Origin of the sequence: Halalkalibacter oceani, from assembly GCF_023715705.1 — a bacterium.
In the GTDB taxonomy this organism is placed as follows: Bacteria; Bacillota; Bacilli; order Bacillales; family Bacillaceae_D; genus Halalkalibacter; species Halalkalibacter oceani_A.
In genome coordinates, this window is record NZ_JAMBOS010000013.1 from 1 (window position 1) to 26,562 (window position 26,562).

Here is a 26,562-nt window from a genome sequence, read left to right on the forward strand (position 1 = left end):
TGACGTCATCCCGAAGGAATCTGTCAGGTTCACCCGCTCGACTTGCATGTATTAGGCACGCCGCCAGCGTTCGTCCTGAGCCAGGATCAAACTCTCCATGAAAATGGTGAGCTGATTAAGCTCTTAATTTTTTTAAAACCGCTCCACTCTGCACTCAGCAATAGCCGAAGAAAACCACTTCGTCTCTTGCTTCCAAAACCTTATGCAGGCTCCGCTGGCTTTTTTGACGGTGACATTCGTCACCTTTTTTTCGCTTGGCTTTTGTTCAGTTTTCAAAGAACTCGTTGTCGTTTATGGCGACTTTATAATAATACAAGCCTCCGACCAAAAAATCAAGAACTTTTTTAAATCATTTTCTGGTGGGCCTGAGTGGACTCGAACCACCGACCTCACGCTTATCAGGCGTGCGCTCTAACCAGCTGAGCTACAGGCCCTAAAAAGGGCATAAAAAAAGCACCTTGCTTTTATTTCATATTTGGAGCGGGTGATGAGAATCGAACTCACGACATCAGCTTGGAAGGCTGAGGTTTTACCACTAAACTACACCCGCATGACGTTTTTTCATTATATTGACGAACGCGCTATTTTATGCCTCTTCCTGTTATTTAACGAAGCTCATAAGTCGAGGCTCTTTTTATGGATGCCAACATTCGCCATATTAGAAATGGTCGGGAAGACAGGATTTGAACCTGCGACCCCCTGGTCCCAAACCAGGTGCTCTACCAAGCTGAGCCACTTCCCGTTTAGATTTTCCAGTTGCAAACCAGCAATCTTTCGACAAGAATTAATATAGCACGCTTCCAACCAAAGATGCAAGCTTTTTTTTATCTAAATTAAAATCAATTTTATTATGTTACGCAAAGGGCTTGCCATTCTGCGATTTCATAAAGAAAGAAGAGCTTGAAACAATCCATCGTGAGAAACCCGCTCACACCTGACTTTAAATAATCCTAGCATCCGTACATTGCTTATGGGCTGGGCAAAATAACATTTGTCCCAGCCCCTGTTACCACTATTTCTTATTCCGATAAAGATACATCGTTAACGGTGCAAATAAAATAATCAACACGGCAGAAGCCAGCAGCACCCAGCCGATGTCCTGGAAGGTAGCCGTTCCATGCATCGAACCACGGACTGCAGCAACCAACAGCGATATTGGATTGATATTGACAAATCCCTGCAACCATCCCGGCAACGTTTCCGGCTCTACAAACACATTGCTAACAAACGTCAAGGGAAAAAGGACCATCATGCTTGCCATCATCAACGACTTTTCTGAGCGCATCACAATACCGAGTGTCGTCCAGATCCAAGAAAGACTGAAGCAGAAAATAATAATGAGGACGATCGCTCCAAGAACGCCAATGAAACCACCTTCCGGGCGAAATCCTAAAACTAGACCGAGAACAATCATGATCGTTGAAGCCATAATATAACGAACAGAATCTATGAGCAATGACCCGGCCAGTGCGGAAGGAAGCCAGATTGGCAGCGTCCGGAAACGGTCAAATATCCCTTTACGAATATCATTATTAAGGTCCACACCTGTGTACATCGTAATTTGGCAAACCGTCATAACGAGAATACCCGGAAGCAAAAACTGTAAGTAATCACTCGTCGAGCCGGCAATCGCCCCTCCGAATAAATACGTGAACATCAGTAAAAATATGATTGGAAATGCCGTAACGTCGAACAGTTGCTCAGGAATATGTTTTATCCGCAACAACGCTCTGGTTGCAAATGCCATAGTCGAAGCAGCCGGATTTGGCGGACTTGGGCGTTTACTTGATGCAATCGCCTCATGCAACTTTCTGCTATTGACACTCTCCGGCGATGGAATCGTAGATGGTTTGTTCAACTTGCTCCCTCCTCGCCTGAGCGTTCAGCCTGTTGAACTGATTCGCCAGTTAAAGTTAAAAACACTTCATCAAGACTCGGCTGACCCAAGGAAAAATCACTCACCCCGATATTTTCCCGAAATAAATCATTCAACGCTTCAGCGGCTAAAGAAGGTTCCTCTAGTTGGGCGATTAGGGCCGAATCGTCTGCCGTCTCATGGAGAGCGGCACCGAGACGGTTTTCGAGAATCGCGACAGCGCGCTCCCGCTCTGATGGATCAAGCAGCCGGACATGCAAAGTTCCGGAGCCAACGGAGGCTTTTAACTCTCCACTCGTTCCTTCCGCAATGATCTTCCCTTTGTTAATCACCGCAATTCGGTCGGCAAGCTGGTCTGCCTCTTCCAAATACTGTGTAGTCAACAGTACGGTAGTTCCAACCTGAGTCAATGCCCGCACAATATCCCACACTTGGTTGCGGCTTCGAGGATCAAGCCCGGTAGTCGGTTCATCAAGAAACAACAAATCCGGAGTAACAACAATACTTGCAGCGATATCAATTCTACGTCTCATTCCGCCAGAGTAATTTTTGACCTGACGTTTGGCAGCCTCAGTTAAATTGAAAGCAGAGAGCAGCTCATTGGCCCGTATTTTCGCCTCACGACGCGAATAGCCCATCAGACGAGAAATCAGCACCAAGTTTTCCACTCCTGTTAAATCTTCATCAATGGAGGCATATTGTCCGGTCAAGCTGATCCGACTGCGAATCGCTGCCGTTTCCGTAGCAAGGTCATGACCGAAAATCCGGGCGCTTCCTCCATCCGGCGTCAGCAACGTAGCCAGCATTCGGATCGTTGTCGTTTTACCGGCACCATTCGGTCCTAAAAACCCGTATACTGACCCTTTTCGAATCTTCAAATCGACTCCATCCACCGCTCTGAAATCACCGAATGTTTTAACAAGTCCTTTCGCTTCTACCGCCCATTCTTCAGTCGAGCTTTTTGGTTCGTTAATTGTCATCCTCTTCTCCCTTCAATTTGACCCTTACCTCCACATTATGTCGAGAAGGCGAATTCACCTGACTTGAACGAAAAAAATCTGTACTTCGTGTCCCTTTTAGCCAAACATTAGACAATATAACGTTTCAGGTTGTCTTATTCACCCTTTCTTCACTGAAATCAAACAGCTGCAATTTAAAGAGAGATATCGACATTGTGGATAATTATTGAACTGCTGCAATCCACTTCCTTATTATAAGATTTAAAAACGAACCGAATCAATGAAGGATAGACATTCACACTAATTCCACATCTTCTTTACATTCCTGCAATAGAACCCTCCGGCCGTTTTCAACTACCATGTATCAAGCAATAAAAAAAATACCAACACTCAAAAGCGTTAGTATTAATCTTAAAAGATGATGCGGTTGAGAGGACTTGAACCTCCACGGGATTTAACTCCCACTAGGCCCTCAACCTAGCGCGTCTGCCATTCCGCCACAACCGCTTATTCAATTAAAGTTTAAAAACAAGTGCGGGTGAAGGGACTTGAACCCCCACGTCACAAGGACACTAGATCCTAAGTCTAGCGCGTCTGCCAATTCCGCCACACCCGCAAAAGTGTTGGCGGTCCGGACGGGACTCGAACCCGCGACCTCCTGCGTGACAGGCAGGCATTCTAACCAACTGAACTACCGGACCAAATATGGTGGAGGATGACGGGATCGAACCGCCGACCCCCTGCTTGTAAGGCAGGTGCTCTCCCAGCTGAGCTAATCCTCCAACTAATTTTCAATGCTTGTCTACCATTCTCTAAACGTATTGCTTTTTCTCGTCTTAACCGATCTAAAAAACGCAAATGACCCGTACGGGATTCGAACCCGTGTTACCGCCGTGAAAGGGCGGTGTCTTAACCGCTTGACCAACGGGCCAGATTTCAAAAAGTGGCGGAGAAGGAGGGATTTGAACCCTCGCGCCGCTCGCGCGACCTACACCCTTAGCAGGGGCGCCCCTTCAGCCACTTGGGTACTTCTCCGTGGCTCCACAGGTAGGACTCGAACCTACGACCGATCGGTTAACAGCCGATTGCTCTACCACTGAGCTACTGTGGAATAGTTGTACACTTGTGGTACCTGTCTCTTTCTCTTGAGAGACTCGCTTCGATGCCATTGTAGTCTCTTCAACGAAGCTTTTCTTGTCGCTGAGTTACTATGAAAAAGTCTCAATATCGACTTTATGTATTATATTAAATCAGCCGGAACAAGTCAACTATTTCTTTCCTCCCGTTCAGCGACTTCTATAATATAGCATAGGCGCATCAAAATAGGCAATAGGTTTTTTATATTTTTTTCAGCTTGCCGCGACATCTCCCACAGACATATTTCTGCAATTTGATTCGCCGCTTCCGTTCAAAAACAAGCTCACAATTCGTACATTGATAAACGTGAATCATTTGCTTCTTATTAAGAGTACCTGGAATGACCTGACAATAGCGGGGGGCGCCTACCTTCTCCAGCAGCTCTTTAAATTCAGGATCACGATGCTGGTAGCCTTTCCCTTGCAAATGCAGGTGATAATGACAAAGTTCATGCTTGATAATTCCAATGACTTCAGCTATACCGAAGTGCTGCAACTGCTTCGGGTTAATCTCGATGTTATGGCTTTTCAGCATATAGCGCCCCCCTGTTGTTCTGAGCCTGTTATTAAAGATGGCCCGATGCACAAAAGGGAGCCCGAAGTATTCCAATGATATTTCCTCGACCAGCGCCTGAAGCTGATCATTCTCTGCCTGCAAAAAATTTTTATCCATAATTTTCACCGTTTCTTCAACTTTGACAAACCTTGCTTCATATACTAACGAAAATAAGGCATGTTATAAGGAGATGGACGCTTATGCCTACCTGGCTAAGACAACAGTTAAAACGTGCATACCTCCAAAAAGACAGCTATCAGATCAGAATTTTGAATCAATGCTGGTTTTATTACAAGAAAAAGTATACACAGCCTAAGCGCCAGCAACAAAAATAAAGGCCGAAGCTGCCCCAAAAGCACTTTGCTGTATAGGACGGCACTTCATAACCACCCTTATCTTACAAGGCAAGCAGGAAATCATCAACTGACCTTCCTGCTTGCTTCACGCCTGGCTTTTAAGATGAGCTGACTCAGACCATACGAGAGACTATGACTGCTGCTTCATCGTCAGCGCAATTCTACCCTTTTGCACATCGACCTGTTCCACCCAAACCGTGACAATCTCCCCTACTGCGACAACCTCAAGCGGGTGCTTCACAAAACGGTTCGTCAGCTTCGAAATGTGTACGAGGCCGTCCTGTTTAACCCCGATGTCGACAAAAGCACCAAAATCAACGACATTGCGCACCGTTCCTTGCAGCTCCATGCCGACCTGCAGATCTTCAAGTTGAAGCACTCCTTGCTTTAATAATGGCTTCGCGACTTCATCACGCGGATCGCGCGATGGGCGGATCAGTGAATCAATAATATCCTTTAACGTCGGAACCCCGATGCCCAGCGTCTCCGCCATCTCCCTGACGTTAACGCTTTGCAGCTTTTCTTTCAATTGCTCTGTGCCGAGCTCCTTTACCGAAGAGCCGATCTCTTCAAGCAACCGCTTTGTATCCGGATAGCTTTCCGGGTGGATTGCCGTTGCGTCAAGAGGCTGACTCCCGTCCAAAATACGGAGGAAACCAATCGCCTGTTCATATGTTTTCGCCCCAAGGCGCGGAACTTTCTTTAATTGAGCACGGCTCGTCAATCTTCCTTCCTCTTCCCTTCGCTTCACGATATTCGTTGCGACTGTTTTCGAGAGCCCAGCAACATATTGCAGCAAGGCGACAGATGCGGTATTTACGTTTACGCCGACCTGGTTTACAACCGTTTCTACGACAAAGGTCAACGACTCATTTAGGCGCTTTTGGGAGACATCATGCTGATATTGACCAACACCGACTGACTTCGGGTCGATCTTCACCAGTTCTGCTAATGGATCCTGCAGCCGTCTCGCAATCGAAGCGGCGCTTCTTTCCTCCACCTGAAGATCCGGAAACTCCTCTCTCCCTAATTCCGAGGCAGAGTAGACACTCGCTCCCGCTTCGTTCACAATGAGATAATAAATCGAGCTATCCAATTCCTTCATTAGATCAGCAATAAATTGCTCTGTCTCCCTCGACGCTGTCCCATTGCCGATAGCGATCATTTCGACACGATGCTTCCTGATTAACGCCTTTACCGTATTCGCTGCTTTTTCCTTCTCATTACGGGGAGGAGTTGGATAAACTACAGCAATATCCAATACTTTACCAGTCTCATCCACAACCGCCAGCTTACACCCTGTCCGGTAGGCAGGGTCAACACCAAGAACAACCTTGTCCTTCATCGGCGGCTGAAGTAATAAGTGGCGTAAATTCTCCGAAAATATATGAATCGCCTGCTCCTCTGCCTTTTCGGTCAGCTCATTGCGAATTTCACGTTCGATCGAAGGTTCAATCAAGCGCTTATAGCCTTCTTCGATCGCCTCTTTCACGATGATCGCAGCGGGCGAATGCGGCACTGATATGTACCTTCTTTCGATATCACCAAGAATGCGTTCGACCGGAAAGCTCAGACTGACACGTAAAATCCCTTCCTTTTCTCCCCGGTTCATCGCCAACACTCGGTGAGGGACTATCGCTTTAATCGCTTCTTCGTACTCATAATACATTTCAAAAACGCCCTTTTCATCCTGTTCCTTTTCCTTAACGGTCGTTTTTATTTTCCCTTCCTTGAAACCAAGTAAGCGAATCATTTTGCGAATATCGGCATCATCAGAAACCCACTCGGCGATAATATCCTTTGCCCCTTGAATGACCGATTCTGTGTCCGACAGCTCATGCTCTTCCGAAAGATAGGCCTCGGCCTCTTTTTTAATCGTGATTTCAAGCGGAAATGTGATCAGCCACTCAGCAAAAGGCTCCAGCCCTTTTTCTTTTGCGATTGTCGCTCTTGTTCTTCTTTTTTGCTTGTAGGGACGGTATAAATCCTCAATCTCCTGCAGCTTTTGCGCCTGTTCAATCGCCTGCCGCAGCTCGGCTGTTAACTTCCCCTGCTCATCAATTAAGCGGAGCACCTCCTGCTGTCTCGTATACAGCTGGTTTGCGTACTCCCATCTTTCCGTAATCGCACGGATTTGCACTTCATCAAGTCCACCAGTCATCTCTTTCCGGTAACGGGCGATAAAAGGAACCGTATTCCCTTCAGCCACCAGTTGAATAAGCTGCTTTATGTATGTTTCCTTTATCGTAAGCTCTTCAGCAATCATTTGTACGGTTTTGCTTTCCAATTGGCTATCCATCTTCCACACCTCTTATCAACGGAATAAACCTATCATAGCACACAATAAGAAAGCCGCGCAGCGGCTTTGTTAGAAGCGCCGGGCGGAGCCGGTACAATCAGGGAGGAGGGATGAATACGATCTTCTTTCAGCCCTCCGTGTAACGTGCGGAGCCGACGCTCTTCTTCGACTCAGCCCAGGAATTCCTTACCCTCAAAGAGCCGCAGTGGCCTTTCGTTGCTTCACGTTTTACCAATAAAAAAAGAGTTCGTCTCAAAAGGAAGATGCCAAAGACCCTTTGAGACAAACTCATCTCAGCTTATAATTTCCCAACAAGTAACGTAACATCATCAATCGCGTATCCGTCGGCCGGAAAAAGCTCTTCCGCCGCTTTCTTTGGAGAAGTCATTTTCAACAGCATGTTCTTCGATGGGGGAGTTTGAATCCCGTCCGAGAATAACAGGAACGCACTCCCTTTTTCGTACTTGAAGCACTGACTTTTTATCGTTTGCTTCTTACCTGATAAATAACCTCGGGACGGAATCGGCTGAATTGTTTTCCCATCCGGGAAGTGAAAGACAAATCCTATATTCCCGACATTGCTATAGCAAATTTCGGACCGCACGTAATCAACTTTTATAATCGTCATGACCGCCCCCCGCATAAATAGGAGCGACTCGTTACAGGCTTCCATCATTTCTTCAACAGAGGCATGGTGATTCGCCTCAATCGTTTCGATTGCCGCTTTTGCCGACTGAAGGGCCCCTTCCCCACTTCCAAGTCCATCAGCAACCGCACATACTGTGTACTCCTCTGTATGAATCACAGTATGCGCATCTCCACAACAGGCCTTCCCCGGCTTGGCTTGTTCTAAAATAGCGACTTCAATTTTCCCATCATCGTAATAGCTAATCATTATAATATCTCCGTTGGTTCCATTCGAATCGATTCTCTCAGTTTTTCCAACGCCCTTCGCTGCAGGCGGGAGACATGCATTTGTGATATGCCAAGCTTTTCTCCCGTTTCCTTTTGACTAAGATTATCGAAATACGTCAAATAGAGAATTTGCTTTTCTCTTTCATTCAAAATTTGAAAAGCTTTTTCCAATAGAATTTTACGATCTGTCATTTCATATCCTGATTCTTCTTTGCCAACAAGGTCGAGCAACGTTACTTCCCCGCCCTCCTGGTCAGCCTCTAAAGACCGGTCGACCGACAGCGCCTGATAACTCTTGCTCATCTCCATCGTTTCGAGGACATCTTCCTCAGAAACTTCCAGATATGCTGCAATTTCATGGACTAAAGGGGAACGCTGATATTCAACCGTTAACGCCTCAACTGCTTTTTTTATTTTCGGACCGAGTTCCTTTATCCGCCGTGGGACATGAACGCTCCATGTTTTGTCGCGAATAAACCGTTTAATCTCTCCGACGATAGTCGGCACGGCAAAAGACTCAAAGCTGCGGCCAAAGGTTTCGTCGTATCTTTCTAAAGCAGCCAGCAGCCCGACCATTCCGACCTGAAACATATCTTCATCGTATTCTCTGCCTTTGGAGAACTTACGGGCCAGCGAGCGCACTAATGCTTCATAATGCTTTACTAAATAATATTGGGCATCTTCGTCCTTCGTTTCCTGGTAACTCTTAATCCATTCATAGATCTGTTCATTGTTCTGGCTGTGCCGAAGAGACTCCGCTGACATTATGTTCCACCCCATCTCCTTGTAGGAACTTCGTCATCATTAGGACAACACCTGACTCATCATTAATCTCCACTTTATCCATGAGAGTATTAATGAGAAATAAACCGAGCCCCCCCTCTTTCAAATCCCCGACAGGCTTTGTCGAGTCTACCGGCCCTAAACGGTCACGTAAATTGTCTACATCAAAACTTTGACCACGATCCGCTACAATAATTTCCATTCTGTTCGAGTAGAGATAAAAAGAGACATTCATCGTCCCGCCCTCTTGATAAGCATGGTCGACAACGTTTGTACATGCTTCTGCGACAGCGATCTTCATATCCTCAATCTCGTCATATGTAAAACCCAGTCGATTCGCAACTCCAGAAACAGTCAAACGAACAACACCTACATACTCAGGTTTAGCAGGAATGCTCATCTGGATGTGATCGGCTTCGTGCTGCTTCATTTCATTTCCTCCTCTTCAACCTTCTCAATGGCAATGACTTCATCTAAACCTGTAATTGTAAAAAGGCGCTGGACACGTTCTGACATTCCTGTCAGTTTCAATGTTCCGTTATGACTATGAGTGGCCTTCAATGCGCCGATAAAAATGCCAAGCCCTGTACTGTCAATATACCCAACCTCAGATAAATCGACCGTTATCTGCTGACCCGGTCTTTCGGCCAGCGGTATAAGCGCCTCACGCAGCTTCGGTGCTGTATAGGCATCTATTTCCCCTTCCAAGAATAAAATACTGAATCCCTCTTTATCTTCATGACGTATTGATAAATTCATCATTGATCTCCCTTCTTGCGACCTTATTATAATGATCAATACCACAATAAGCGATAAATTAAACTTCCCTGCGGATGATCATCAAGGTGAAATCGTCTCTCAGAATAAATCCTTGCAGCTTGACAAGCTCCTGATACACATTGTCAACAAGCTGCTGCGCCGATAGATGCATGTACTTGCGAATTAGCGAAATAATTTCACTGCGCTCAATAAAATGATCTCCAACCCGGCATTCCGTTACACCGTCGGACAGAAAAATAATAAAGTCCCCTTTTTGGACTTGTAGTTGATATTCAGTGAATTTTGTTTTCCGCGATACACCCAGCACAAGGCCCTTTGCCTGAAGCTCCTGAAATTCGTCGCGGTCAGCATGATAGAAAAAGCCCGGCTCGTGTCCCGCTCCCGAATAGCAAAATTCATGGGTACCGGGATCATACGACCCGTACATCATCGTAATAAACATACTGTCATCGACATTTTGCTCAACGACGCGGTTTAAATTCTCTAATAAAGCTCCTGGCTGCAACCGCTGCTCAGGGAGGCTGTCCATCGCATATTTAATCATCGACATACACAAAGCGGCCGGCACACCCTTGCCAATAATGTCGGCAATTGCCACTCCAAGGCAGCCATGGTCATCAAGGATATAATGATAATAATCGCCGCTCATCTTATTTGCCGGAACACTAATAACGCCAATATCGAGTGAATCAATATCCGGGATAGCGGCCGGCAGCAATGTCTGCTGCATATTGGCTGCTACATCAATCTCAGACTCCAGCTCCCGCTGCCTGCTCCTTAAGCTCTGGTGCTCTCGATAAGCCAGCCCATACCCCATCATCACTTCAAGCAATAAATCAAACGAATCAATGACTTTATCAGGGACGGTCGGAAACAGTTCCTCCAACACTCCCCGATGGATGCTGACGAATTCTTCAGGTGAAATTTGATGTTCAAGAAGTAACTTGCTAAATTGTTGAGCTTGATATAAACCTTGCTCCGTTTTGTGATGAAGAAAGGTTTCTAGTATATGTTTATATGCTTGCTCGAGATTTTGAACAGTTTGCTTCACAGAAGCCCTCCTTTATCGGAGCCATTTTGTTGCGGTGACGGTTGTCCCTTCACCGGTCTTTGAGTCAATCGTAAATTCATCCATTAATCGCTTTACACCCGGCAGTCCTGCTCCCATTCCTCCAGATGTCGTAAATCCGTCAATCATTACCTGCCTAATGTCCGGAATACCTGGCCCCCGGTCACGCGCGACAATTTGTATTCCTTTTTTCAATCCTGTTTTTGTTGTCTTCTCTACGACTTCTAAACAGATTTCCCCAGGCTTTGCGTATAAATAAATATTACGCGCCAGTTCTGAAATTGCCGTGGTAATCCGGGCCTGGTCCACGTTGCCAAAGCCGATTTCCTTCGATAGTGTCCGCCCGGCTTGTCTAGCCGCAACAATTCCCCATTCGTTCTTCACTTCTACACAGGATTGGGTCTCCATGTTTATCCCTCCAATTCCTGTTGTAGCTTCTCTAATCCCTGCTCCAAATCCAACGCTGTTGGCACTGAATCAAGTTTGATACCCATATCAATAAGCGTGATTGCCACAGCTGGCTGAATCCCAGTCAGAACAACTTTCGCTCCCATCAAGTTTGACATATCAACAACATCGCCCAGCACCTTGGCAATAAACGAATCAATCATATCAACAGAAGTTAGATCAATCACGACCCCCGAAGAGCCTTCCACATGAATTTTTTGCAGCAGGTCCTCCTGAAACTCCAGGGCGGTTTGATCATCTAATTCAACTTGAATACTGATCAATAGATATTGATTTAATTTCAAAATCGGAATCCTCATTTTTCACCCTCCAAACTACAAATCAACCATTTTTTTATTCGTCATTTCTAATGCCGATTCAATTCCTTTTTTCAGTGTGCTCTTCGTCGGAAACTTACTCAGATCAATTCCCAAATTTACTATCGTCTGGGCGATTTCCGGCCGAATTCCGACAAGGATGCAAGTTGCGCCGACAAGTCGGACCGCCTCTGAGGCCTGGATAATATGGTGAGCGACCATCGTATCAACGACAGGCACCCCCGTAATATCAATGAGAACGACTTGAGAGCGGTGCTTGATGACACCATCGAGCAGATTTTCCATAATTAGCTTTGCGCGCTGGGTATCAATCGTGCCGATTAGTGGCATGACCGTTACTCCCTGAAAAACCGGAATAAGCGGCGCTGATAGCTCCAACAGCGACAATTTCTGCATCTCGAAGATATCTTCCCAGGAGCCTGTATAATCATAGACGAGCTGGTTAATAACGCCATCGATCCAATTTTCCAGTTCACTGAAGGTTTTAACCAACTCACTTACTTCGCTCTCATTCTCTGCAAGGACGACAAGAAGAACCCGGCGAAAGGCTTGTAGACCCTTTGTGAAGTAAGCAAGCGGCCAGCCGCCTTGAATATAGCGTTCCGCAAATGCACTTAATCGTTCCTTGGCCAGCTCTTGATCCACCTCAATGATTTCTATAATAAATTGCATGAAATCGTGATTCGTATTTTCAAAGACTGATTCAGAAACGGAGCCGAGGTAATTTTCATCCCGAACAGCTCCGAGTTCTTCCTCCCAACGCTCAATCAATGTTTGACGGTTCTTTAAAATAAAAGAGACGATATAAGGTTGCATGCGTTTTTTCCTCCAATTTAATCTTCTACTTTCATTATTTCATGAGTAATTTACAGTTGCAAAGATTATTTCACTTTTTGTTCGTAACAAGGTCCCAACGAGCAGGAACCTTGGGCGAGCGGCGCCGACGCCTTCCTGAACAGGCTTTCCCGCTCCTTCCTGAATCCATAAAAGGCCAGACAGATTGTATCCTACCTTAAATGACTGCATCCTTACTCATTACCCTTTTTCAATTCTGTTAAAACCACATATGGCAAAGAGCATGTCCAAAAAGCCAAGGCTTTTTGGACATGCTCTTTGCCACGCGCGAAGCCGGTGTCCTGCCGGAAGCAGGCTTCTCTCGGCAGGACACCTAAATCCCGGCTCCACTGTTAAAAATCGATCAATCCCAAGCTAATGAACAAGGCATCATTCACTCGGTTCATCATATCATCGTCCAAGTGAGTGATCTTATCGGTTAATCTTTGTTTGTCAATCGTTCGTACCTGTTCAAGCAAAATAACTGAATCACGATCAAATCCATAGCGCTTTGCATTGATTTCAACATGAGTCGGTAATTTTGCTTTTTGAATTTGCGCAGTGATCGCTGCGACAATTACAGTCGGACTAAAGCGGTTGCCAATATCATTTTGAATAATGAGGACTGGCCTTACACCGCCCTGCTCAGAGCCAACCACAGGAGAGAGGTCGGCAAAATAGACATCGCCTCTTTTGACAATCAAAGGCTACACCCCGCTCACTAAGCGATCGAGGGTATTCTCTGCTTCCTCCTCGGCAAGAAAAGATTCTGAGGCAATGTTTAGGTTGATTTTTGCCATTTCCATATAGCCTTGCTGCATCGTTTCACGAATATGACGTCTTTTTCGTTCACGCAAATACATCTTTGTTGCCTGTGAAATAAACTCACTTCGATTGACGTTTTCCTGTTTGATCACACCGTCCACCTCGTTCAACAAATGTTGTGGCAAATTTACTACAATGCGCTTAGTGCCTTGCTCCGTCACACACATCCACCCCCAGCATCAACCATGAAATCTCTCGTTAGTCGCTTTGTATTACTTACTGAATACAACTCTTATATCCAACATTAATCATAGCATTTGCAATCCTTAATTGCAAAGGGCTTTTCAGCGATCGAAACCATTATTTTTTTATTGGTGTGAGCGTTGCCTGACTATCGTTGTTTTTCGCAAAATGAACGGCCGTTTCCAGCCCTTTATTATCTATATATTCGCGGCACTCGCTCACTAATGACACATGGAATTTCGTAATTGATTGTCTCCAGCCGCGCCGCCACTTCATCCATTGTAATCTCATCATCACCGTCTTTTCCAATTAAGGTGACGACAGTTCCTTCATCAACAGGTTCGGGCAGCCGAATCATACATTGATCCATGCAAATGCGCCCGACAAATGGTGCTCTCTTGCCGTTGACTAGCACTTCACCGCCGCGTTGACTGTGATAGCGCAGCCAGCCATCTGCATATCCGATCGGAAGAGTGCCGATCCACTCTTCTCCCGATGTCCTGTACGTTGCGCCGTAGCTGATCGCTTCACCCGCCGGAAGCTTTTTCACCTGCACCAGCCGGCACCTCAGCGAAAAGGCCGGCTTCAGTTCAACGGGCAGCTGTGCTTTAATCGCCGGTGAAGGCGTTAACCCATACATGGAAATCCCGAGGCGGAATAAGTCAAATGCCTTCTCTGGGAAACGCATTCCCGCCGCGCTGTTGCCGGTATGCAAAAGCGGCTGCGGAACATCCCACTCCTTCAACCAGCCGACCATGTCACAAAATCGTTCATGCTGCTGTTCATAGTAGCCGAGGTCGAGTTCATCCGCTGTCGCGAAATGGGTGTAAATTCCTTCTATATGAATTGCCTTCTGTTTCTTCGCATATTCAAAGAAAGCGGCTGCCTCTTCTTTCGTCCGCATTCCGATCCGGCCCATTCCGGTATCAAATTTCACATGAATATTTACAATCCCGTTTGACTCAATATAGGATGGCGCCTCTTCAAGCCACTCCTTTTGAAAGACAGTGAGGCTGATCCTTTGCCTGGCTGCCAGTCCGGCATATTCCGGACGAACTCGGCCAAGCACCAAAATCGGCGCCTCAATCCCGGCCTCTCTCAGCTGAATCGCTTCTTCGAGCAAGGCAACCGCCAAATAGGTCGCACCTGCCCCCAAAGCCGTTTCAGCAACCTTTAACGCACCGTGGCCATAGCCGTTCGCCTTTACGACGGCAATAAGCGCCACTTTTTTTTCGTCATAGAGACGTTTGACTGCTTGTACATTATGAGCAATCGCTGAAAGAGACACTTCTGCCCATGTATCACGAAAATGCTGCTCCATCTCATTCATCCCTTCACTCTCTCTCCACCGTTACCTCTCTTATTTTAGCATACGGTCAGAGCCGATGATATGGGACAAGCAGCCTTGAAAGAAGAAAAGGATGGACAAAAAGGTCGGTTCCCTTTTGACACATCCTCGGCAAAACATTGCATCACACATTTTATTTTTCCTGTGTACCGTAAACTGAACGGGCAATCGCCATCATCTCATCCTCGCTCAAAGCAGCGGAAGCCAATAGGAAGTCGACTCCATTGTAAGACCAGCTTAACGATTCCTCGGTCATAACGCCGATCGTAAAGCCCAGATCTACCGGTTCCCCTTCATTGACGCTCATTGGCGTCGAAGCTGTAGAAGCAGGAACGACCTGACTCTGCTCCTGAATTAAGGTGAACGGCTGCTCTCCCATATATTGCAGCACAACGCGCTGTCCTGTTTCGGTTTCAATTGTCTGCGATGAATCAAATTCTGTGCCATCAGGTCTGTACATTGGATAATGAACAGTTAGCGGCTCGGACGGTTCGGCCATCGCCGGCTCTTCCGTCATCTGCGCTCCTGTCATATTCCGCTCCATATCGAAATCACCCTCATTGAAGTTTGTATTCCATTCAAAGCTGGTAAAATCAAGCTGGACAAGCACTTCCAAATCGGTGTTCATGATTTTCACCTGTACCGGCGAAAGATCCTTTTTGTTCAACGTGATTTCCTGAGTGCTTAAATTCTTGTTTTGATAATTGGTGTTTGTTTGAAAGACATAATGATCCTCCGTCGCCTGGAAGGAGCGTTCAGGATCCATTAAAATATCCTGAATCAGTGACTCATACAAATATACTTGGCTGCTGTTTGTCGGCCAATCGCTCTGAAAGCGGAAGCTCTTGTTTAAAGCGGGTGTTAACACGAAAACCCCGTCATCGTTTCGCAATATAATCTGGCTTTGATCTTTTTCCTGATTTTGCAAGGCAACGCGATAATAATTTTTCGCCTGATACCATACCTCCACTTCATATGTCTGTGACTCATTCCCCGTTTCCAACGTCATCGTGGAATTCGCCTTATACCCAGTCATTTCGGTAAGCTTTCCATCTAGGTCAGTCATAATGTCTTCCTGTGATTTTTCACCGCAGCCTACGAGCATAATGGCCAATAGTAGCGTAAGAGCGGCTACCCATCCTGCTTTTTTCATGCTTTCACCCCTTTGTCTCATTTGACGCCAAAGAAGAGAGCGAACTCATTTGAAAAGAGTACTGGAGTGGAGGGACAGCAAACAGACTGGGGAGTTTGCCAACCGCCACCTCTTCTTTTCAAATGGGAAGCCTCTCTTATTCGCACTACAACTATATGAGACAACCTTGGGCAATATGCAGACTAGCTTTCCAAGCTTTCAATGATCACTTGAGCCACGGCCTGCGTCTTACTATGAGAAATAGATAAATGAATCTTTTGCTCATAGTTCCTGGCGACGAGATACGGCCTGCCCGCCGCTTCCTTTCTCACCTCCAGATCATGCCAGCTAAACGTGCCGGAAATTCCCGTTCCTGCCGCTTTTACAAAAGCTTCCTTGGCAGCAAAACGCCCGGCGAGAAACTCTGTTTTTCTGGCTGCTGACAGCCGTTCATACTGCTTTCGTTCCGCCTCAGTCAAAATTCGGTTAATGAAGCGCGGCTGGCGCTCTGCCAACTGTTGAATCCGCGATAATTCAACCAGATCAATTCCCGTCCCGATGATCATAGGCAAGATCTCCTTTGCTCGTCATGTTTCTCTCGATCAATCATAGGTTTTCTAAAAAAGGAAAAACCGTGATTCTCTGTTATAATAGCAAATATTGAAGGAGGGTGAAGAATGTTTATCCGAAATGAGAGCTTTTATTCATTTAGAAAACAATATCCTGTAATTACAACACTCGTGGCCATCCATCTGATTCTCTTCGTCTGGATGAACTTCCTGCCTTTTGGTGAGCTTATTCTCGCCTACGGAATCGGATTTAATCTTGATGTCGCCAATGGAGAATACTGGCGTCTCGTCACGCCGATCTTTATGCATATCGGGATGGGGCATGTTCTGTTCAATTCATTTTCTCTCGTTATTTTCGGGCCGGCTTTGGAACAGATGCTGGGCCGGTTTAAATTTATTCTTACCTATTTATTGACAGGTATTGCCGCCAATATCGCGACTTTTTGGGTCGGTGGATTAATGTATGGTCCCCACCTCGGGGCTTCCGGTGCGATCTTTGGTCTGTTCGGGCTCTATGTCTACATTGTTCTTTTCCGAAAAGAGCTGATTGATCAGGCGAACGCCCAGCTCGTTCTGACGATTATCGGTCTCGGTTTAGTGATGACCTTCCTCGGAACAAATATTAATATTTTCGCTCATTTATTTGGATTAATCGCCGGAGCCGCCCTCGGCCCGATTATTTTAACCGGCGTCCGTCCCTATTCCGCCTATCGTCAGCGCGTATACGAGGAAGGAGAAGTCGCCTTTGATCCAGCCCGTTGGCAAAAGAGGCAAAACATGCGCAAACGGCTCAAGCCGATCATTTGGACCATTATCATTCTGCTCGTCGTCATCGGGCTTGCCTCCCGCCTGTTTTAAAAAGGGCTGTGCCAAAAGGGTTTTTTCACCTTTTGGCACAGCCTTTACGAGTTCTGTCCCAGCTCCGGCAAAGCTGTTTTCTCCAAATGGATTCTACGTTTTGCCGGATCTTGAAGCGAGCTGACATTGCTCTTTGCCTGCACAATTATACTCACAATTGCCAATTGCCTGATAAATCGAACACCACGAACGCTTCGCGTAACATATTGGGATCTCTTGTTCAGCCGCTTTCTTTTTCAGTACGGACGTCAAATTATGATTAATAAAGTCTGTCAGGACAAGAATTAAATCAATATGAGCGGGAATTTCCTTCTTTACCATTTGCACCTTTCTTCCACTAACATGACTAATCTCACTAAAACCCATTTGCTCGAGCTTTTTAGGAATCGATCCTAACCGATCTGCGCCAACAATTAATAGAGATGAAGACATCCATAACAGCTCCTTATACTGATAATAATTCTCATTATCAGTATTTTAAGTGAAATTCATTCTCAATGTCAATCTTATTTCGCCGATTCACCCCTCTCTCTTTCAATTCCCTTCTTCTTTCCTACTTACAAACCGGTGAAATCTTTAAAAAAAGAACATTTTACTTAGTCGGATTTTTTTTGTAAAGTGATAGAGGATGATCAGAAATGAGGTGAACGAGATGATTGCCAATATGACAGAAGACCAATTGCTTGTATTGGTCATTAAGTATATTAAAGAAGCAAAAAGAGGAGCCTTGCAGCAGCTCTTAGATGAACTTCATCCTTATGATTTTGCCCAAATCTACCGTGGATTGCCGGAGAAACATCACCAAAAATTCTTAACCTTTTTAACACCTGGACAAATCGCCGATCTCATTCAGGAATTGGAGTACGATGTCCAGCTTGAAATTCTTCAGCAACTGGGAATTGAACGTTCCTCAAAAGTTATGGACTTGATGGATAACGATGACTTGGCCGATTTATTAAACGAGCTATCCGTCGATAAAATAAAAGAGTTTCTTGATGTAATGAAAAAAGAAGACTCTCAAAACATCCAGTCTTTAATGAGTTACCCGGCTGAAACGGCCGGTGGCCTCATGACAAATCAATTTGTCTGGATTCATGCCGATCAAACCGTTCGCCAAGCTGTTGATAAATTGAAAGCTTATGCGAGCTTTTCCGAAAACATTTATTATTTATATGTGATTAACCATGAAAAAAAACTTGTCGGCGTTGTGTCCTATCGTGATCTGCTGATCGCTGAAATCGATGATAAAATTGAAGATTTAATGTTTAACCGGGTCGTTGCCGTCCACGTTGAGGCCGATCAGGAAGAAGTTGCCCGGACGATTGAGCGCTACGACTTCATCGCGGTTCCCGTCGTCGATGATGACAATGTCCTTCTCGGGATTATTACAGTCGATGATGCGATTGACGTTGTGATTCGCGAGGCTAATGAGGATATCGAAAAGCTTTCCGCTTCCGGTAAGGATATCGACTTTAATACAAAGGCCTTAACGGCTTCATTCCGCCGCTTACCCTGGCTTATTCTTCTGCTGTTTATCGGACTTGTTTCAGGCAGTATTATTAGTGGCTTTGAAGAAACATTGGATCAGGTCGTCGCCCTTATTTTCTTTATGCCGATGATAGCGGGAATGACCGGTAATACGGGGACTCAATCGCTTGCGGTTGTCGTACGCGGTATTATTTCTCATCATATTGACCGCCGGACGGTCATCAGTCTCGTTTTTCGCGAACTGCGGGTCGGCCTGATTATCGGGCTCACATGCGGACTGTTAATTATGTTGATCGCCTTTGTTTGGCAGGACAGTCTCGTACTTGGACTTACAGTTGGTATTTCTTTATTGATTACGTTAATTGTCGGAACGCTGGCAGGGACTGTCATCCCATTGCTTTTATATCGTTTCGGGGTTGACCCGGCCGTCGCTTCTGGGCCGTTGATTACAACAATTAATGACATTTTTTCCTTAATGATTTACTTTGGGATTGCTACTATGTTTTTATCGCGGCTAACCGCTTTGTAAACTTGAGGCCTATTTCCCCGGAAATAGAAAATGGCTGTCCAAAAATGTCGATGACTGCATTTTTGGACAGCTCCTATCCCCGAAAAGCGACAGGTTCCTTCACCCGTCCTTCCTTTTATCAAGTTGTCACAAAATGCCCGATAATCCAAAATGCCAGTCCGTAAATGATCGTAATCAAGGCAATAAGTGCGAATAATTTTTTATTCGATAACTTCATTATTTAGCCCACCTTTTCTCATCTTCCCCATTAGTATACTACATCTTCAGAAAGATAAGCCTTGACACTATCTTGAACAAACGCCTATTTTATAACAAGAACCGGGCAGAAAGCTCGTTTCACCACCTTATGGCTGACGCTACCGAGAACCATTTGCTGAAGCGGATTCAGTCCGCGGCTGCCGATCACAATTAAATCAGCTTCGGCTTCTTTGGCAAATTTAACAATCGAGGCGGCCGGTTCCCCACGGACAATTTTTACTTCATATTCAATTCCTTCCGTCTCCGCCCATTTTTCCACCTGTTTTAGCTTTTCCATCCGTTTTTCCATGATTCCCTGCACGTTCCATGTGCTGATAATATCTGATTTGCTCGTTGTTCCATCAACAACATACACGACAAACACATAAGACTTGTATTTCTTCGCCAGTTCGATCGTTTGCTCTGCTGCTTTCAGTGATTGTTCCGAGCCATCCGCTGCGACGACAATTTTTGCAAACATGCTATCTCCTCCCGACCTTTACTACTACTATTTTATCATTATTGTCTAATCTTGTTACGGTAAACAAAGAGATTCCCAAAAAGGTCCCGGCAGGTTTCAATTTTGCACTTTTAGCCAGATAATCCGTAAGGCTCATCTACTTTCTGCTCCGGCATTATGGTAAAATTACAGGTGAACGAGGTGAGAAAAATGGATTACAGTACAATGTGTCCGAAGTATGAGCAGGCCATCGACTTACTTGGGAAGAAGTGGACCGGCTTGATTATTCGCGTTTTGTTAGATGGGCCGAAGCGTTTCAAAGATATAAAGGCTCAAATTCCCGATATGAGTGATCGTATATTAACTGAAAGAATGAAAGAACTTGAGCAGCTGCAGGTCGTGCGCCGGACAGTTTACCCTGAAAAACCAACGCGGATTGAATATTCTTTAACAGAAAAAGGTCTTGCTCTTGAACCGGTGATTGCATCCATTCAAGCATGGGGTGAAAAATGGACTTGACCGCCCGAAGTGGAAAAAGAAGAGGCTGGGACAAAGGTTGTTTTTTTACCTTTTACCCAGCCTTTAAGCAATGAGGAAGCTGCTGAAAAAGTGAAACTCGTTTTTTTGAGCAGCTTTTCAGCATTGAGCGTAGTCATTACTCTTCTTCGAATTACGAAAAAGGAAGTTTTTCAAGGACCTTGTTGTGAAGCCATTGCCTTTGTCTCAAGCTCCCAAAATCGACAAAACACACACTTTTTTTAAAAAAGCTTTATATAAATATCCTCCCCCGCTATCTCGACCTCATAGCGTTTGACGCAGCCCTCATCCGGTGCCTGAACGATGCCGTCACGAACATTTACCTTCCAGTCATGAAGGGGACAAAAGACATGCTCCCCACTAACAATTCCTTCCGATAGCGGGCCTCCCTTGTGGGGACAGCGGTTTTGAATCGCATGAACGCTTTGGTCCTCCTGCTTAAAGAGCGCGATCTCCTCCCCGGCGATTTCGACTTTTTTGCCAAGACCGATCGTTAATTCATCAAGGCGGGCCACTTTTACTTTCTTTACACTATCCGCTGTTTTCATTGCTTCCCCTCCTTATACGAATGACTCCACTTGCTTCTTCTCGAACAGCTCTTTCCGCTTCTCTTCACTTTCGATAATTTCCTTCCAAGGGTCTTTTCCAGTTGACAAGGCAATCTCCAATCGCTCAACTAATTCCTTCCGTCCTTTTGGATCATCGAGCACGACCTTCTTCATATGATCAAGACCAACCCGTTCGACGAAGTGAGACGTCCGTTCTAAATAGCGGGCGTTCTCCCGGTAGTATTGCAGAAACGCACTAATGATCTCGATAATCTCCTCTTTTGTTTTCACCTTGCAGAATAAGTCACCCGCCCGCAGATCCACGCCGCCGTTTCCTCCGACATAAAGCTCCCATGCGCCTTCAACACCTACGACTCCGAAGTCTTTAATACCTGATTCAGCACAGTTGCGTGGACACGCCGACACAGCCATTTTCACTTTGTGTGGGGTATTGATGTACTCAAATTTCTTTTCCAATTCGATTCCGAGCCCGATGGAATCCTGGGTGCCAAAGCGGCAAAACTGTTCGCCGACACATGTTTTTACCGTACGCAACGCTTTCGCGTAGGCAGAGCCGGATCTCATTCCAAGCTCCTTCCACACTTTCGGGAGATCCTCCTTTTCAACGCCGAACATGTCAATCCGCTGTCCGCCGGTTACCTTCAGCAATGGAATGTTATATTTATCCGCTACATCGGCAATCTGTCGCAGTTGCGCCGGGTTGGTCACGCCGCCATACATTCTCGGCACGACGGAAAAGGTACCGTCATTTTGAATATTGCCGTGAGCGCGTTCATTAATAAAGCGTGACGTATGGTCATCCTTATTCTTAAGCGGGTCCACCATTCCTAAATAGTAGTTGATCGCCGGACGGCACTTCGAACACCCTTCCTCCGTCCGCCAATGTAATACATTCATCACCTCACGCGGATAGGATAAGCTCAGCTCGCGAATACTGGCGACTACTTCTTCATGCGTATAGTCCGTACAGCCACACATCGGTTCCTTCGAGGTATCCGCCTGCTCTCCTGTTGTCAATGCCAGAAGATCAGCGACCAAAGGCTTACAGCCGCCACATGAGCGTGAGGCATTCGTACACTGCTTAATCTCCTCAACTGACGTTAACCCCTGATTCGTAATCGCCGCAACGATTTCACCCTTCGAGACGCCGTTACAGCCGCAAATCGTTTCCTCATCAGCCATCAGCAGAACAGGGCTTTCCCTTTCACCGGCTGCCTGCTCTGTCGGCAGAATCGCAACTTTGCTCATTTCCGAAATATCCTGCTCTTTTTTCATCATGTCGAGGATGCGCGGCGAATCGCCGGTATCTCCGAACAGTACAGCGCCAATGACTTTATTATCCTGGACGACAACCTTTTTATAAATTCCTTCGAATTCGTCATGCACGCGGATCGCTTTCGTTTCCTTGCTATTCTGAAATCTGCCGGCCGAAAAAACATCAACCCCTGACACCTTCAGCTGCGTATAAACAATTGATCCCTGGTAGCCGGAAACCGCTGCTTTGTTTTCCGCGCAAATATGTTCCGCCAATACTTTGCCTTGCTCGTACAGCGGCGCGACAAGCCCGTAAGCGATCCCACGGTGCTCTGCGCATTCGCCCACAGCGTAAATATTCTTTTTGCTTGTCTGCATATAATCATCAACGATGATTGCCCGGTTTACTTCCAGGCCGCTTTCTTTCGCCAGCTCGACATTCGGACGAATGCCAACAGCCATCACGACTAAATCAGCCTTTGTACTCGTACCGTCCTGAAAGCGCAGCCCTTTTACCCGTGTATCTCCAGTAATCCGCTCCGTCTGTTTATTTAACAAGAAATTCATCCCTTGCTTTTCCAGCTCTTCACGCAGCATCGCCCCTGCCTGATGATCCAGCTGACGCTCCATCAAATAATCGGCAATATGAACGACGTCAACCTCCATCTTCAGGTTGAGCAGACCGCGCGCCGCTTCGAGTCCAAGCAAGCCGCCGCCGATGACAACGGCCTTTTTGTAATGTCTCGAAGCTTCGATCATCGTCTCGCAATCTTTAATATTACGGAAAGCGATCACGCCCTCTTTATCCGCTCCGGGCAAAGGCAGCATGAACGGATTAGAACCGGTTGCAAAAATCAACTTGTCATAGTGGCACGTCCGTCCCTGTTCACTCATCACTAGCTGTTTTTTCTCATCGACTTTAACGACCGGATCACCTGTATAGAGCGTAATACCGTTGCTCTCATACCAATCGTAATCATTCAGGACAATATCGTTCACATTGGCGTCTCCCTGCAGCACCGAGGAGAGCATGATCCGGTTATAATTTGGGTGCGGCTCTTCTCCAAAGACGGTGATGGCGTAGCGCCCAGGATCCCTTTTGATAATCTCTTCCAATGTCCGGATACCTGCCATCCCGTTCCCGATCAATACTAGTTTCTCTCGCACATCTATCGCTCCTTTTTTCACGAAGTTCATTTCACTCGACTCGCTCTACCCTTCCATCACAACGCGCTCTTCAGTCTGAAACATGTTGAACAGCTCCGTCAGCTCAGCGTCTTCGATCAGACTTTGAACGACTATATTCCCTGCCTGCAGCAGACGCTTCACATCTTTCCCTTTGCAGCACACCTGCAGGCCAGCGCAAATCTTAGGACCGATACCGCTCAACGTTAAAAACGTTAGCAATTGCCGTGCCTCGCTTCGGCTCGTAATAAGCAGGCTGTTTACATGCTGCTCAGCAACCAGCCGTTGAAAGGCCTCAATGTTTTTTTGACTCACCCTTTGCTTCGTTAAAATTAGTGCCTCCCCTTGGCGCGGGTGCTGAGTTCTCGCGCTTTCCACCTCTGCTTCTTTGCCGATGAATACCGGTAGCTGCAGCGGATGAGAATCCTGCAGCAATTCAGCCTGAATGCCGACCGAGCGCAATCTCTTTCTGACGGACGAGTCGGCGGCATAGATGGGGGAGTGGACGTGCCGGAAATCTAAATTGTGTTCGCCGAATGCCTGTAAACACAACTGAACACTATCTGCTGAAAGGAAGACGAGCTCTTTGCTTTCAGCGCTTCCAAGCAGGCTTTCCAGCTTCTCCCGTTCGACAGCTGCATAATCTGTCAAAAGGGGGAAAGCAAACACATCGGCGCCCTGCTGTTTTAATTGATCGATAAGTGCAGCGTGGTTTTCCTCAGCTCCAGGAATAAGAATGCTTCTCCCCGACAGGCGCCTGTTATCGTACCAGGCCAGCTTCGATCTTAAAGCAACGACCTCGCCAACTACGATAATCGCCGGATTCGTTAACCCTGTCTGTTCCACTTTGTGGGCAATGTTGGCAAGTGTTCCTTCTACTGTCCGTTGCTTGCTGTACGTTCCCCACTGAATGACGAGTACAGGTGTTTCGCTCGTTTTTCCACGGCTTATCAGCTCGGTTGCGATTGTTTTTAGATGCTTGATCCCCATATAAAACACAATTGTTTTGACACCCTTTGAGAGTGCCTGCCAATTGATTTCAGGCGCGCCGCTCTTTTTGCTTCCGTGCCCAGTCACGACTGCAAATGAATCCGAATGAACCCGGTGAGTAAGCGGCACTCCGGCATAGGCTGTCGCGGCAATGCCTGCGGTGATGCCGGGAACTATTTCATACGGAATATGATGCTCCGCCAACAGAGCGGCCTCCTCACCAACTCTGCCAAATACCGCAGGATCTCCTCCCTTAAGTCGGACGACGGTTTTGCCCTTCCTGGCATGAATCAAAATCTCCTTCTGGATGTCCTCCTGCCGCAATGTATGGCGGCATGGCTGTTTGCCACAGTAAATGAGCCTGGCATCTTCCTTTACATACGTTAGCAAAAAGGGATTGATTAACCGGTCAAAAATGACGACCTCCGCCTGCTGTAAGACCCTTTTCCCTTTAACGGAAATCAGCTCGGCGTCCCCCGGCCCCGCTCCTACTAAGTAGACCATTCCCTTTTTCATCCTCACTCCCCCTTTGCTTCTGCAAAACCGTGATTTAAAATATATGTTAATCGTAAACTATGATTTTAAATACATGTTATAATGTGTCATTTTATCTGACATGGTTTTTCCAGTCTGAAAAAAAGCCCGCAGCTTCCTTTTTTTGTAGCTTCTACCTCATGAGTGCAGCCGTTGCCATTTTAAATTTAAAGCCTTGCTACGAGGCACACTCATAGCAAGGCCGCAATGTATGAAGCTGTCCCACTGCTTTGGATAAGTCCTCCAGCTTTGAAAGGACACAGCAAGTCTGCTTCATGCTACTAATCGCTGTCATAGACAGATTTCGCTTAAATTCGTACCTGCTTGCCCGATACGGTCCATTCCTTTCTCCAGCCAGCCTGGGCATAGAGCAAGATCGCAAAGGCGACTAAAGCAACGATCGAGCACGTAATAAAGCCGGTTGCATACGTGCCGGTAATGTCTTTCAATGAGCCGAGTACATTGGGAAGGAAAAAGCCGCCGATTCCCCCGGCCGCACCGACAATCCCAGTTACCATGCCGATCTCATTTTGGAAGCGCTGCGGAACGAGCTGAAAAATCGCTCCATTCCCCATTCCAAGGCAACCCATGCCGACAAAGAGAACAGTGACGACGATCGCCAAAGGCGGCAGCATGCTGACCGCGAACATGCAGAGCGCGACGCCCAAAAATAAAAATTGCAGCAGCTTTACCCCGCCGATTTTATCCGAAATCAGCCCGCCAACCGGACGGAGGAAGCTGCCGGACGCGACGATGAGCGTCACAATATCACCGGCCCGGACGCCCGAGACGCCATATTCACTGACGAAAAAGTAGCTCAGAAAACTGGTCAACCCGACGAATCCGCCGAACGTCACACTGTACAGCAGACAGAAGTACCACGTGTCTTTTTCCTTGAAAACGGTAAAATACTGCTTTAACGGTTTTGGAGCCGGCTGATTTGGCGGCTCCTTCGCCATGAAGATATATAAGCAGAGGACGATGCTCAGCGGGATCAGCGCCAGGCCCATGACTCCGTTCCAGCCGACAATTTCAGCGAGGCGCGGACCAAACAGGGTCGCCAGCAGCGTCCCGCTGTTTCCGGCACCGGCAATCCCCATTGCAACACCCTGTAGATGTGGAGGGTACCAGCGGCTTGCCATCGGCAGGGCCGCGGCAAAGCTGGCTCCGGCTACCCCAAGTAAAATTCCGATCATATATAGCTCACTCAGTGTATAGCCAAATAGCCAGCCCCATAACAGCGGAAGCATCGTCACGATCATCCCGCCGATCGCCGTCTTTTTTGGCCCGAAGCGATCCGTCAGTACACCCATGATGACCCGGAAGAGCGATCCGGCTAAAATCGGAATGGCGACAATCATCCCGACCTGTCCAGCCGAGAGACCGAAGTCAGCTGTCAAATAAACGCCCAGTGCCCCTAATAACACCCAAATCATAAAGCTGATATCAAAATATAAAAAAGCCGAGAGGAGCGATGGAGCATGCCCACTTTTTTTCAATTCAGAAAGCTTCATTT

Annotated in this window: 28 protein-coding genes, 10 tRNA genes and 1 rRNA gene; 5 read left to right on the forward strand and 34 right to left on the reverse strand. The window is 46.6% G+C overall.

Features of this window, described 5'->3' with window-relative positions; translation table 11 throughout:
- From M3212_RS12880 to M3212_RS12945, 14 genes are all read right to left on the reverse strand, one after another.
- Window positions 1-102: ribosomal RNA gene (locus M3212_RS12880) — 16S ribosomal RNA — on the reverse strand; the annotation flags it as partial.
- Between the two features lie 255 nt (window positions 103-357).
- A tRNA-Ile gene (locus tag M3212_RS12885) sits at window positions 358-434 on the reverse strand.
- Between the two features lie 42 nt (window positions 435-476).
- Window positions 477-550 (reverse strand) — tRNA-Gly (locus M3212_RS12890).
- A gap of 115 nt (window positions 551-665) precedes the next feature.
- Window positions 666-742, reverse strand: a tRNA-Pro gene (locus M3212_RS12895).
- A 270-nt stretch (window positions 743-1,012) separates the two neighbouring features.
- Window positions 1,013-1,858, reverse strand: coding sequence for an ABC transporter permease (locus M3212_RS12900; protein WP_251194389.1), 846 nt, complete (start codon window positions 1,856-1,858; stop codon window positions 1,013-1,015).
- A complete protein-coding gene (locus tag M3212_RS12905; RefSeq protein WP_251194390.1) occupies window positions 1,855-2,856 on the reverse strand; it encodes an ATP-binding cassette domain-containing protein in 1,002 nt (333 codons plus the stop codon). The genes M3212_RS12900 and M3212_RS12905 overlap by 4 nt, the downstream gene beginning before the upstream one ends.
- Before the next feature lie 401 nt (window positions 2,857-3,257).
- Window positions 3,258-3,342 (reverse strand) — tRNA-Leu (locus M3212_RS12910).
- 26 nt (window positions 3,343-3,368) lie between these two features.
- Window positions 3,369-3,451 (reverse strand) — tRNA-Leu (locus tag M3212_RS12915).
- 8 nt (window positions 3,452-3,459) lie between these two features.
- Window positions 3,460-3,536, reverse strand: a tRNA-Asp gene (locus M3212_RS12920).
- Between the two features lie 5 nt (window positions 3,537-3,541).
- Window positions 3,542-3,617, reverse strand: a tRNA-Val gene (locus M3212_RS12925).
- 77 nt (window positions 3,618-3,694) lie between these two features.
- Window positions 3,695-3,766 (reverse strand) — tRNA-Glu (locus M3212_RS12930).
- Between the two features lie 13 nt (window positions 3,767-3,779).
- Window positions 3,780-3,870 (reverse strand) — tRNA-Ser (locus tag M3212_RS12935).
- Between the two features lies 1 nt (window position 3,871).
- A tRNA-Asn gene (locus M3212_RS12940) sits at window positions 3,872-3,946 on the reverse strand.
- 227 nt (window positions 3,947-4,173) lie between these two features.
- Window positions 4,174-4,644, reverse strand: coding sequence for a SprT family protein (locus M3212_RS12945; RefSeq protein WP_251194391.1), 471 nt, complete (start codon window positions 4,642-4,644; stop codon window positions 4,174-4,176).
- 83 nt (window positions 4,645-4,727) lie between these two features.
- Here M3212_RS12945 and cmpA point away from each other — a divergent pair, with 83 nt between their 5' ends.
- Window positions 4,728-4,862, forward strand: coding sequence for a cortex morphogenetic protein CmpA (gene cmpA / locus M3212_RS12950; RefSeq protein ID WP_251194392.1), 135 nt, complete (start codon window positions 4,728-4,730; stop codon window positions 4,860-4,862).
- 151 nt (window positions 4,863-5,013) lie between these two features.
- Here the strand turns inward: cmpA and M3212_RS12955 are convergent, their stop codons facing one another.
- The 14 genes from M3212_RS12955 to acpS all read right to left on the reverse strand — a co-directional run bounded on the left by M3212_RS12955 (window position 5,014) and on the right by acpS (window position 16,402).
- The gene (locus tag M3212_RS12955; RefSeq protein WP_251194393.1) at window positions 5,014-7,182 is read right to left on the reverse strand and encodes a Tex family protein; all 2,169 of its coding nucleotides are present in this window, start codon (window positions 7,180-7,182) and stop codon (window positions 5,014-5,016) included.
- Between the two features lie 298 nt (window positions 7,183-7,480).
- Window positions 7,481-8,077, reverse strand: a complete 597-nt coding sequence (locus tag M3212_RS12960) for a SpoIIE family protein phosphatase (protein ID WP_251194394.1) — start codon at window positions 8,075-8,077, stop codon at window positions 7,481-7,483.
- Window positions 8,077-8,862 (reverse strand): RNA polymerase sigma factor SigB, encoded by a 786-nt coding sequence (sigB, locus tag M3212_RS12965; protein WP_251194395.1) that lies wholly within the window; start codon window positions 8,860-8,862, stop codon window positions 8,077-8,079. Before sigB ends, M3212_RS12960 begins: the two co-directional genes overlap by 1 nt.
- Window positions 8,825-9,310, reverse strand: a complete 486-nt coding sequence (gene rsbW / locus M3212_RS12970; RefSeq protein WP_251194396.1) for an anti-sigma B factor RsbW — start codon at window positions 9,308-9,310, stop codon at window positions 8,825-8,827. The genes sigB and rsbW overlap by 38 nt, the downstream gene beginning before the upstream one ends.
- A complete protein-coding gene (locus M3212_RS12975; protein WP_251194397.1) occupies window positions 9,307-9,639 on the reverse strand; it encodes an STAS domain-containing protein in 333 nt (110 codons plus the stop codon). Before M3212_RS12975 ends, rsbW begins: the two co-directional genes overlap by 4 nt.
- Window positions 9,640-9,697: 58 nt before the next feature.
- Complete coding sequence (locus M3212_RS12980; RefSeq protein ID WP_251194398.1) at window positions 9,698-10,711, reverse strand: PP2C family protein-serine/threonine phosphatase; 1,014 nt, start codon at window positions 10,709-10,711, stop codon at window positions 9,698-9,700.
- 12 nt (window positions 10,712-10,723) lie between these two features.
- Window positions 10,724-11,137, reverse strand: a complete 414-nt coding sequence (locus M3212_RS12985) for an anti-sigma regulatory factor (protein ID WP_251194399.1) — start codon at window positions 11,135-11,137, stop codon at window positions 10,724-10,726.
- Window positions 11,138-11,139: 2 nt separating this feature from the next.
- On the reverse strand, window positions 11,140-11,496 hold the full coding sequence (locus M3212_RS12990) for an STAS domain-containing protein (RefSeq protein WP_251194400.1): 357 nt from the start codon (window positions 11,494-11,496) through the stop codon (window positions 11,140-11,142).
- A gap of 15 nt (window positions 11,497-11,511) precedes the next feature.
- Entirely contained in the window at window positions 11,512-12,330 is an 819-nt protein-coding gene (locus M3212_RS12995; protein WP_251194401.1) for an RsbT co-antagonist protein RsbRA, read from the reverse strand.
- A gap of 371 nt (window positions 12,331-12,701) precedes the next feature.
- Entirely contained in the window at window positions 12,702-13,052 is a 351-nt protein-coding gene (locus tag M3212_RS13000) for a type II toxin-antitoxin system PemK/MazF family toxin (RefSeq protein ID WP_251194402.1), read from the reverse strand.
- Window positions 13,053-13,055: 3 nt separating this feature from the next.
- Window positions 13,056-13,340, reverse strand: a complete 285-nt coding sequence (locus M3212_RS13005) for a CopG family ribbon-helix-helix protein (protein ID WP_251194403.1) — start codon at window positions 13,338-13,340, stop codon at window positions 13,056-13,058.
- 209 nt (window positions 13,341-13,549) lie between these two features.
- Complete coding sequence (gene alr / locus M3212_RS13010; protein WP_251194404.1) at window positions 13,550-14,677, reverse strand: alanine racemase; 1,128 nt, start codon at window positions 14,675-14,677, stop codon at window positions 13,550-13,552.
- 160 nt (window positions 14,678-14,837) lie between these two features.
- Window positions 14,838-15,857, reverse strand: a complete 1,020-nt coding sequence (locus tag M3212_RS13015; RefSeq protein ID WP_251194405.1) for a LolA family protein — start codon at window positions 15,855-15,857, stop codon at window positions 14,838-14,840.
- Between the two features lie 182 nt (window positions 15,858-16,039).
- A complete protein-coding gene (gene acpS / locus M3212_RS13020; RefSeq protein WP_251194406.1) occupies window positions 16,040-16,402 on the reverse strand; it encodes a holo-ACP synthase in 363 nt (120 codons plus the stop codon).
- Window positions 16,403-16,513: 111 nt separating this feature from the next.
- On the opposite strand from acpS, the gene M3212_RS13025 reads away from it, so the two are divergent.
- A complete protein-coding gene (locus M3212_RS13025; protein WP_251194407.1) occupies window positions 16,514-17,263 on the forward strand; it encodes a rhomboid family intramembrane serine protease in 750 nt (249 codons plus the stop codon).
- Window positions 17,264-17,356: 93 nt separating this feature from the next.
- Here the strand turns inward: M3212_RS13025 and M3212_RS13030 are convergent, their stop codons facing one another.
- Window positions 17,357-17,695 (reverse strand): DUF2325 domain-containing protein, encoded by a 339-nt coding sequence (locus M3212_RS13030; protein WP_251194408.1) that lies wholly within the window; start codon window positions 17,693-17,695, stop codon window positions 17,357-17,359.
- 220 nt (window positions 17,696-17,915) lie between these two features.
- Between M3212_RS13030 and mgtE the strand changes: the two genes are divergently transcribed.
- The gene (gene mgtE / locus M3212_RS13035) at window positions 17,916-19,280 is read left to right on the forward strand and encodes a magnesium transporter (RefSeq protein ID WP_251194474.1); all 1,365 of its coding nucleotides are present in this window, start codon (window positions 17,916-17,918) and stop codon (window positions 19,278-19,280) included.
- Window positions 19,281-19,581: 301 nt separating this feature from the next.
- Here the strand turns inward: mgtE and M3212_RS13040 are convergent, their stop codons facing one another.
- A complete protein-coding gene (locus M3212_RS13040; RefSeq protein WP_251194409.1) occupies window positions 19,582-19,998 on the reverse strand; it encodes a universal stress protein in 417 nt (138 codons plus the stop codon).
- Window positions 19,999-20,187: 189 nt separating this feature from the next.
- On the opposite strand from M3212_RS13040, the gene M3212_RS13045 reads away from it, so the two are divergent.
- Window positions 20,188-20,496 (forward strand): winged helix-turn-helix transcriptional regulator, encoded by a 309-nt coding sequence (locus tag M3212_RS13045; RefSeq protein WP_251194410.1) that lies wholly within the window; start codon window positions 20,188-20,190, stop codon window positions 20,494-20,496.
- 9 nt (window positions 20,497-20,505) lie between these two features.
- Window positions 20,506-20,739, forward strand: coding sequence for a hypothetical protein (locus M3212_RS13050; protein ID WP_251194411.1), 234 nt, complete (start codon window positions 20,506-20,508; stop codon window positions 20,737-20,739).
- Here the strand turns inward: M3212_RS13050 and nirD are convergent.
- The 4 genes from nirD to M3212_RS13070 form a co-directional block, all read right to left on the reverse strand.
- Complete coding sequence (gene nirD / locus M3212_RS13055) at window positions 20,736-21,062, reverse strand: nitrite reductase small subunit NirD (protein ID WP_251194412.1); 327 nt, start codon at window positions 21,060-21,062, stop codon at window positions 20,736-20,738. The two genes, M3212_RS13050 and nirD, sit on opposite strands and share 4 nt — an antisense overlap.
- Window positions 21,063-21,074: 12 nt before the next feature.
- Window positions 21,075-23,504, reverse strand: coding sequence for a nitrite reductase large subunit NirB (gene nirB, locus M3212_RS13060; RefSeq protein ID WP_349774193.1), 2,430 nt, complete (start codon window positions 23,502-23,504; stop codon window positions 21,075-21,077).
- Window positions 23,505-23,549: 45 nt separating this feature from the next.
- A complete protein-coding gene (cobA, locus tag M3212_RS13065; protein WP_251194413.1) occupies window positions 23,550-25,028 on the reverse strand; it encodes a uroporphyrinogen-III C-methyltransferase in 1,479 nt (492 codons plus the stop codon).
- 326 nt (window positions 25,029-25,354) lie between these two features.
- Complete coding sequence (locus tag M3212_RS13070) at window positions 25,355-26,560, reverse strand: nitrate/nitrite transporter (RefSeq protein WP_251194414.1); 1,206 nt, start codon at window positions 26,558-26,560, stop codon at window positions 25,355-25,357.
- Window positions 26,561-26,562 lie beyond the last annotated feature (2 nt).

What these genes read in the sequence shown, in the direction of transcription:
- M3212_RS13030 (WP_251194408.1), bottom strand. Translation starts at nt 17,695, where the DNA reads ATGTCTTCATCTCTATTAATTGTTGGCGCAGATCGGTTAGGATCGATT.
- cobA (WP_251194413.1), bottom strand. Translation starts at nt 25,028, where the DNA reads ATGAAAAAGGGAATGGTCTACTTAGTAGGAGCGGGGCCGGGGGACGCC.
- nirD (WP_251194412.1), bottom strand. Translation starts at nt 21,062, where the DNA reads ATGAAAACAGCGGATAGTGTAAAGAAAGTAAAAGTGGCCCGCCTTGAT.
- rsbW (WP_251194396.1), bottom strand. Translation starts at nt 9,310, where the DNA reads ATGAAGCAGCACGAAGCCGATCACATCCAGATGAGCATTCCTGCTAAA.
- cmpA (WP_251194392.1), top strand. Translation starts at nt 4,728, where the DNA reads ATGCCTACCTGGCTAAGACAACAGTTAAAACGTGCATACCTCCAAAAA.
- mgtE (WP_251194474.1), top strand. Translation starts at nt 17,916, where the DNA reads ATGATTGCCAATATGACAGAAGACCAATTGCTTGTATTGGTCATTAAG.
- M3212_RS12995 (WP_251194401.1), bottom strand. Translation starts at nt 12,330, where the DNA reads ATGCAACCTTATATCGTCTCTTTTATTTTAAAGAACCGTCAAACATTG.
- M3212_RS13005 (WP_251194403.1), bottom strand. Translation starts at nt 13,340, where the DNA reads ATGTGTGTGACGGAGCAAGGCACTAAGCGCATTGTAGTAAATTTGCCA.
- M3212_RS13025 (WP_251194407.1), top strand. Translation starts at nt 16,514, where the DNA reads ATGTTTATCCGAAATGAGAGCTTTTATTCATTTAGAAAACAATATCCT.
- M3212_RS12955 (WP_251194393.1), bottom strand. Translation starts at nt 7,182, where the DNA reads ATGGATAGCCAATTGGAAAGCAAAACCGTACAAATGATTGCTGAAGAG.
- M3212_RS12905 (WP_251194390.1), bottom strand. Translation starts at nt 2,856, where the DNA reads ATGACAATTAACGAACCAAAAAGCTCGACTGAAGAATGGGCGGTAGAA.
- alr (WP_251194404.1), bottom strand. Translation starts at nt 14,677, where the DNA reads ATGGAGCAGCATTTTCGTGATACATGGGCAGAAGTGTCTCTTTCAGCG.
- M3212_RS13070 (WP_251194414.1), bottom strand. Translation starts at nt 26,560, where the DNA reads ATGAAGCTTTCTGAATTGAAAAAAAGTGGGCATGCTCCATCGCTCCTC.
- M3212_RS12945 (WP_251194391.1), bottom strand. Translation starts at nt 4,644, where the DNA reads ATGGATAAAAATTTTTTGCAGGCAGAGAATGATCAGCTTCAGGCGCTG.
- M3212_RS12990 (WP_251194400.1), bottom strand. Translation starts at nt 11,496, where the DNA reads ATGAGGATTCCGATTTTGAAATTAAATCAATATCTATTGATCAGTATT.
- M3212_RS12960 (WP_251194394.1), bottom strand. Translation starts at nt 8,077, where the DNA reads ATGATTAGCTATTACGATGATGGGAAAATTGAAGTCGCTATTTTAGAA.
- M3212_RS12975 (WP_251194397.1), bottom strand. Translation starts at nt 9,639, where the DNA reads ATGAATTTATCAATACGTCATGAAGATAAAGAGGGATTCAGTATTTTA.
- M3212_RS13040 (WP_251194409.1), bottom strand. Translation starts at nt 19,998, where the DNA reads ATGTTTGCAAAAATTGTCGTCGCAGCGGATGGCTCGGAACAATCACTG.
- sigB (WP_251194395.1), bottom strand. Translation starts at nt 8,862, where the DNA reads ATGTCAGCGGAGTCTCTTCGGCACAGCCAGAACAATGAACAGATCTAT.
- M3212_RS12985 (WP_251194399.1), bottom strand. Translation starts at nt 11,137, where the DNA reads ATGGAGACCCAATCCTGTGTAGAAGTGAAGAACGAATGGGGAATTGTT.
- M3212_RS13045 (WP_251194410.1), top strand. Translation starts at nt 20,188, where the DNA reads ATGGATTACAGTACAATGTGTCCGAAGTATGAGCAGGCCATCGACTTA.
- M3212_RS13015 (WP_251194405.1), bottom strand. Translation starts at nt 15,857, where the DNA reads ATGAAAAAAGCAGGATGGGTAGCCGCTCTTACGCTACTATTGGCCATT.
- acpS (WP_251194406.1), bottom strand. Translation starts at nt 16,402, where the DNA reads ATGATCATCGGGACGGGAATTGATCTGGTTGAATTATCGCGGATTCAA.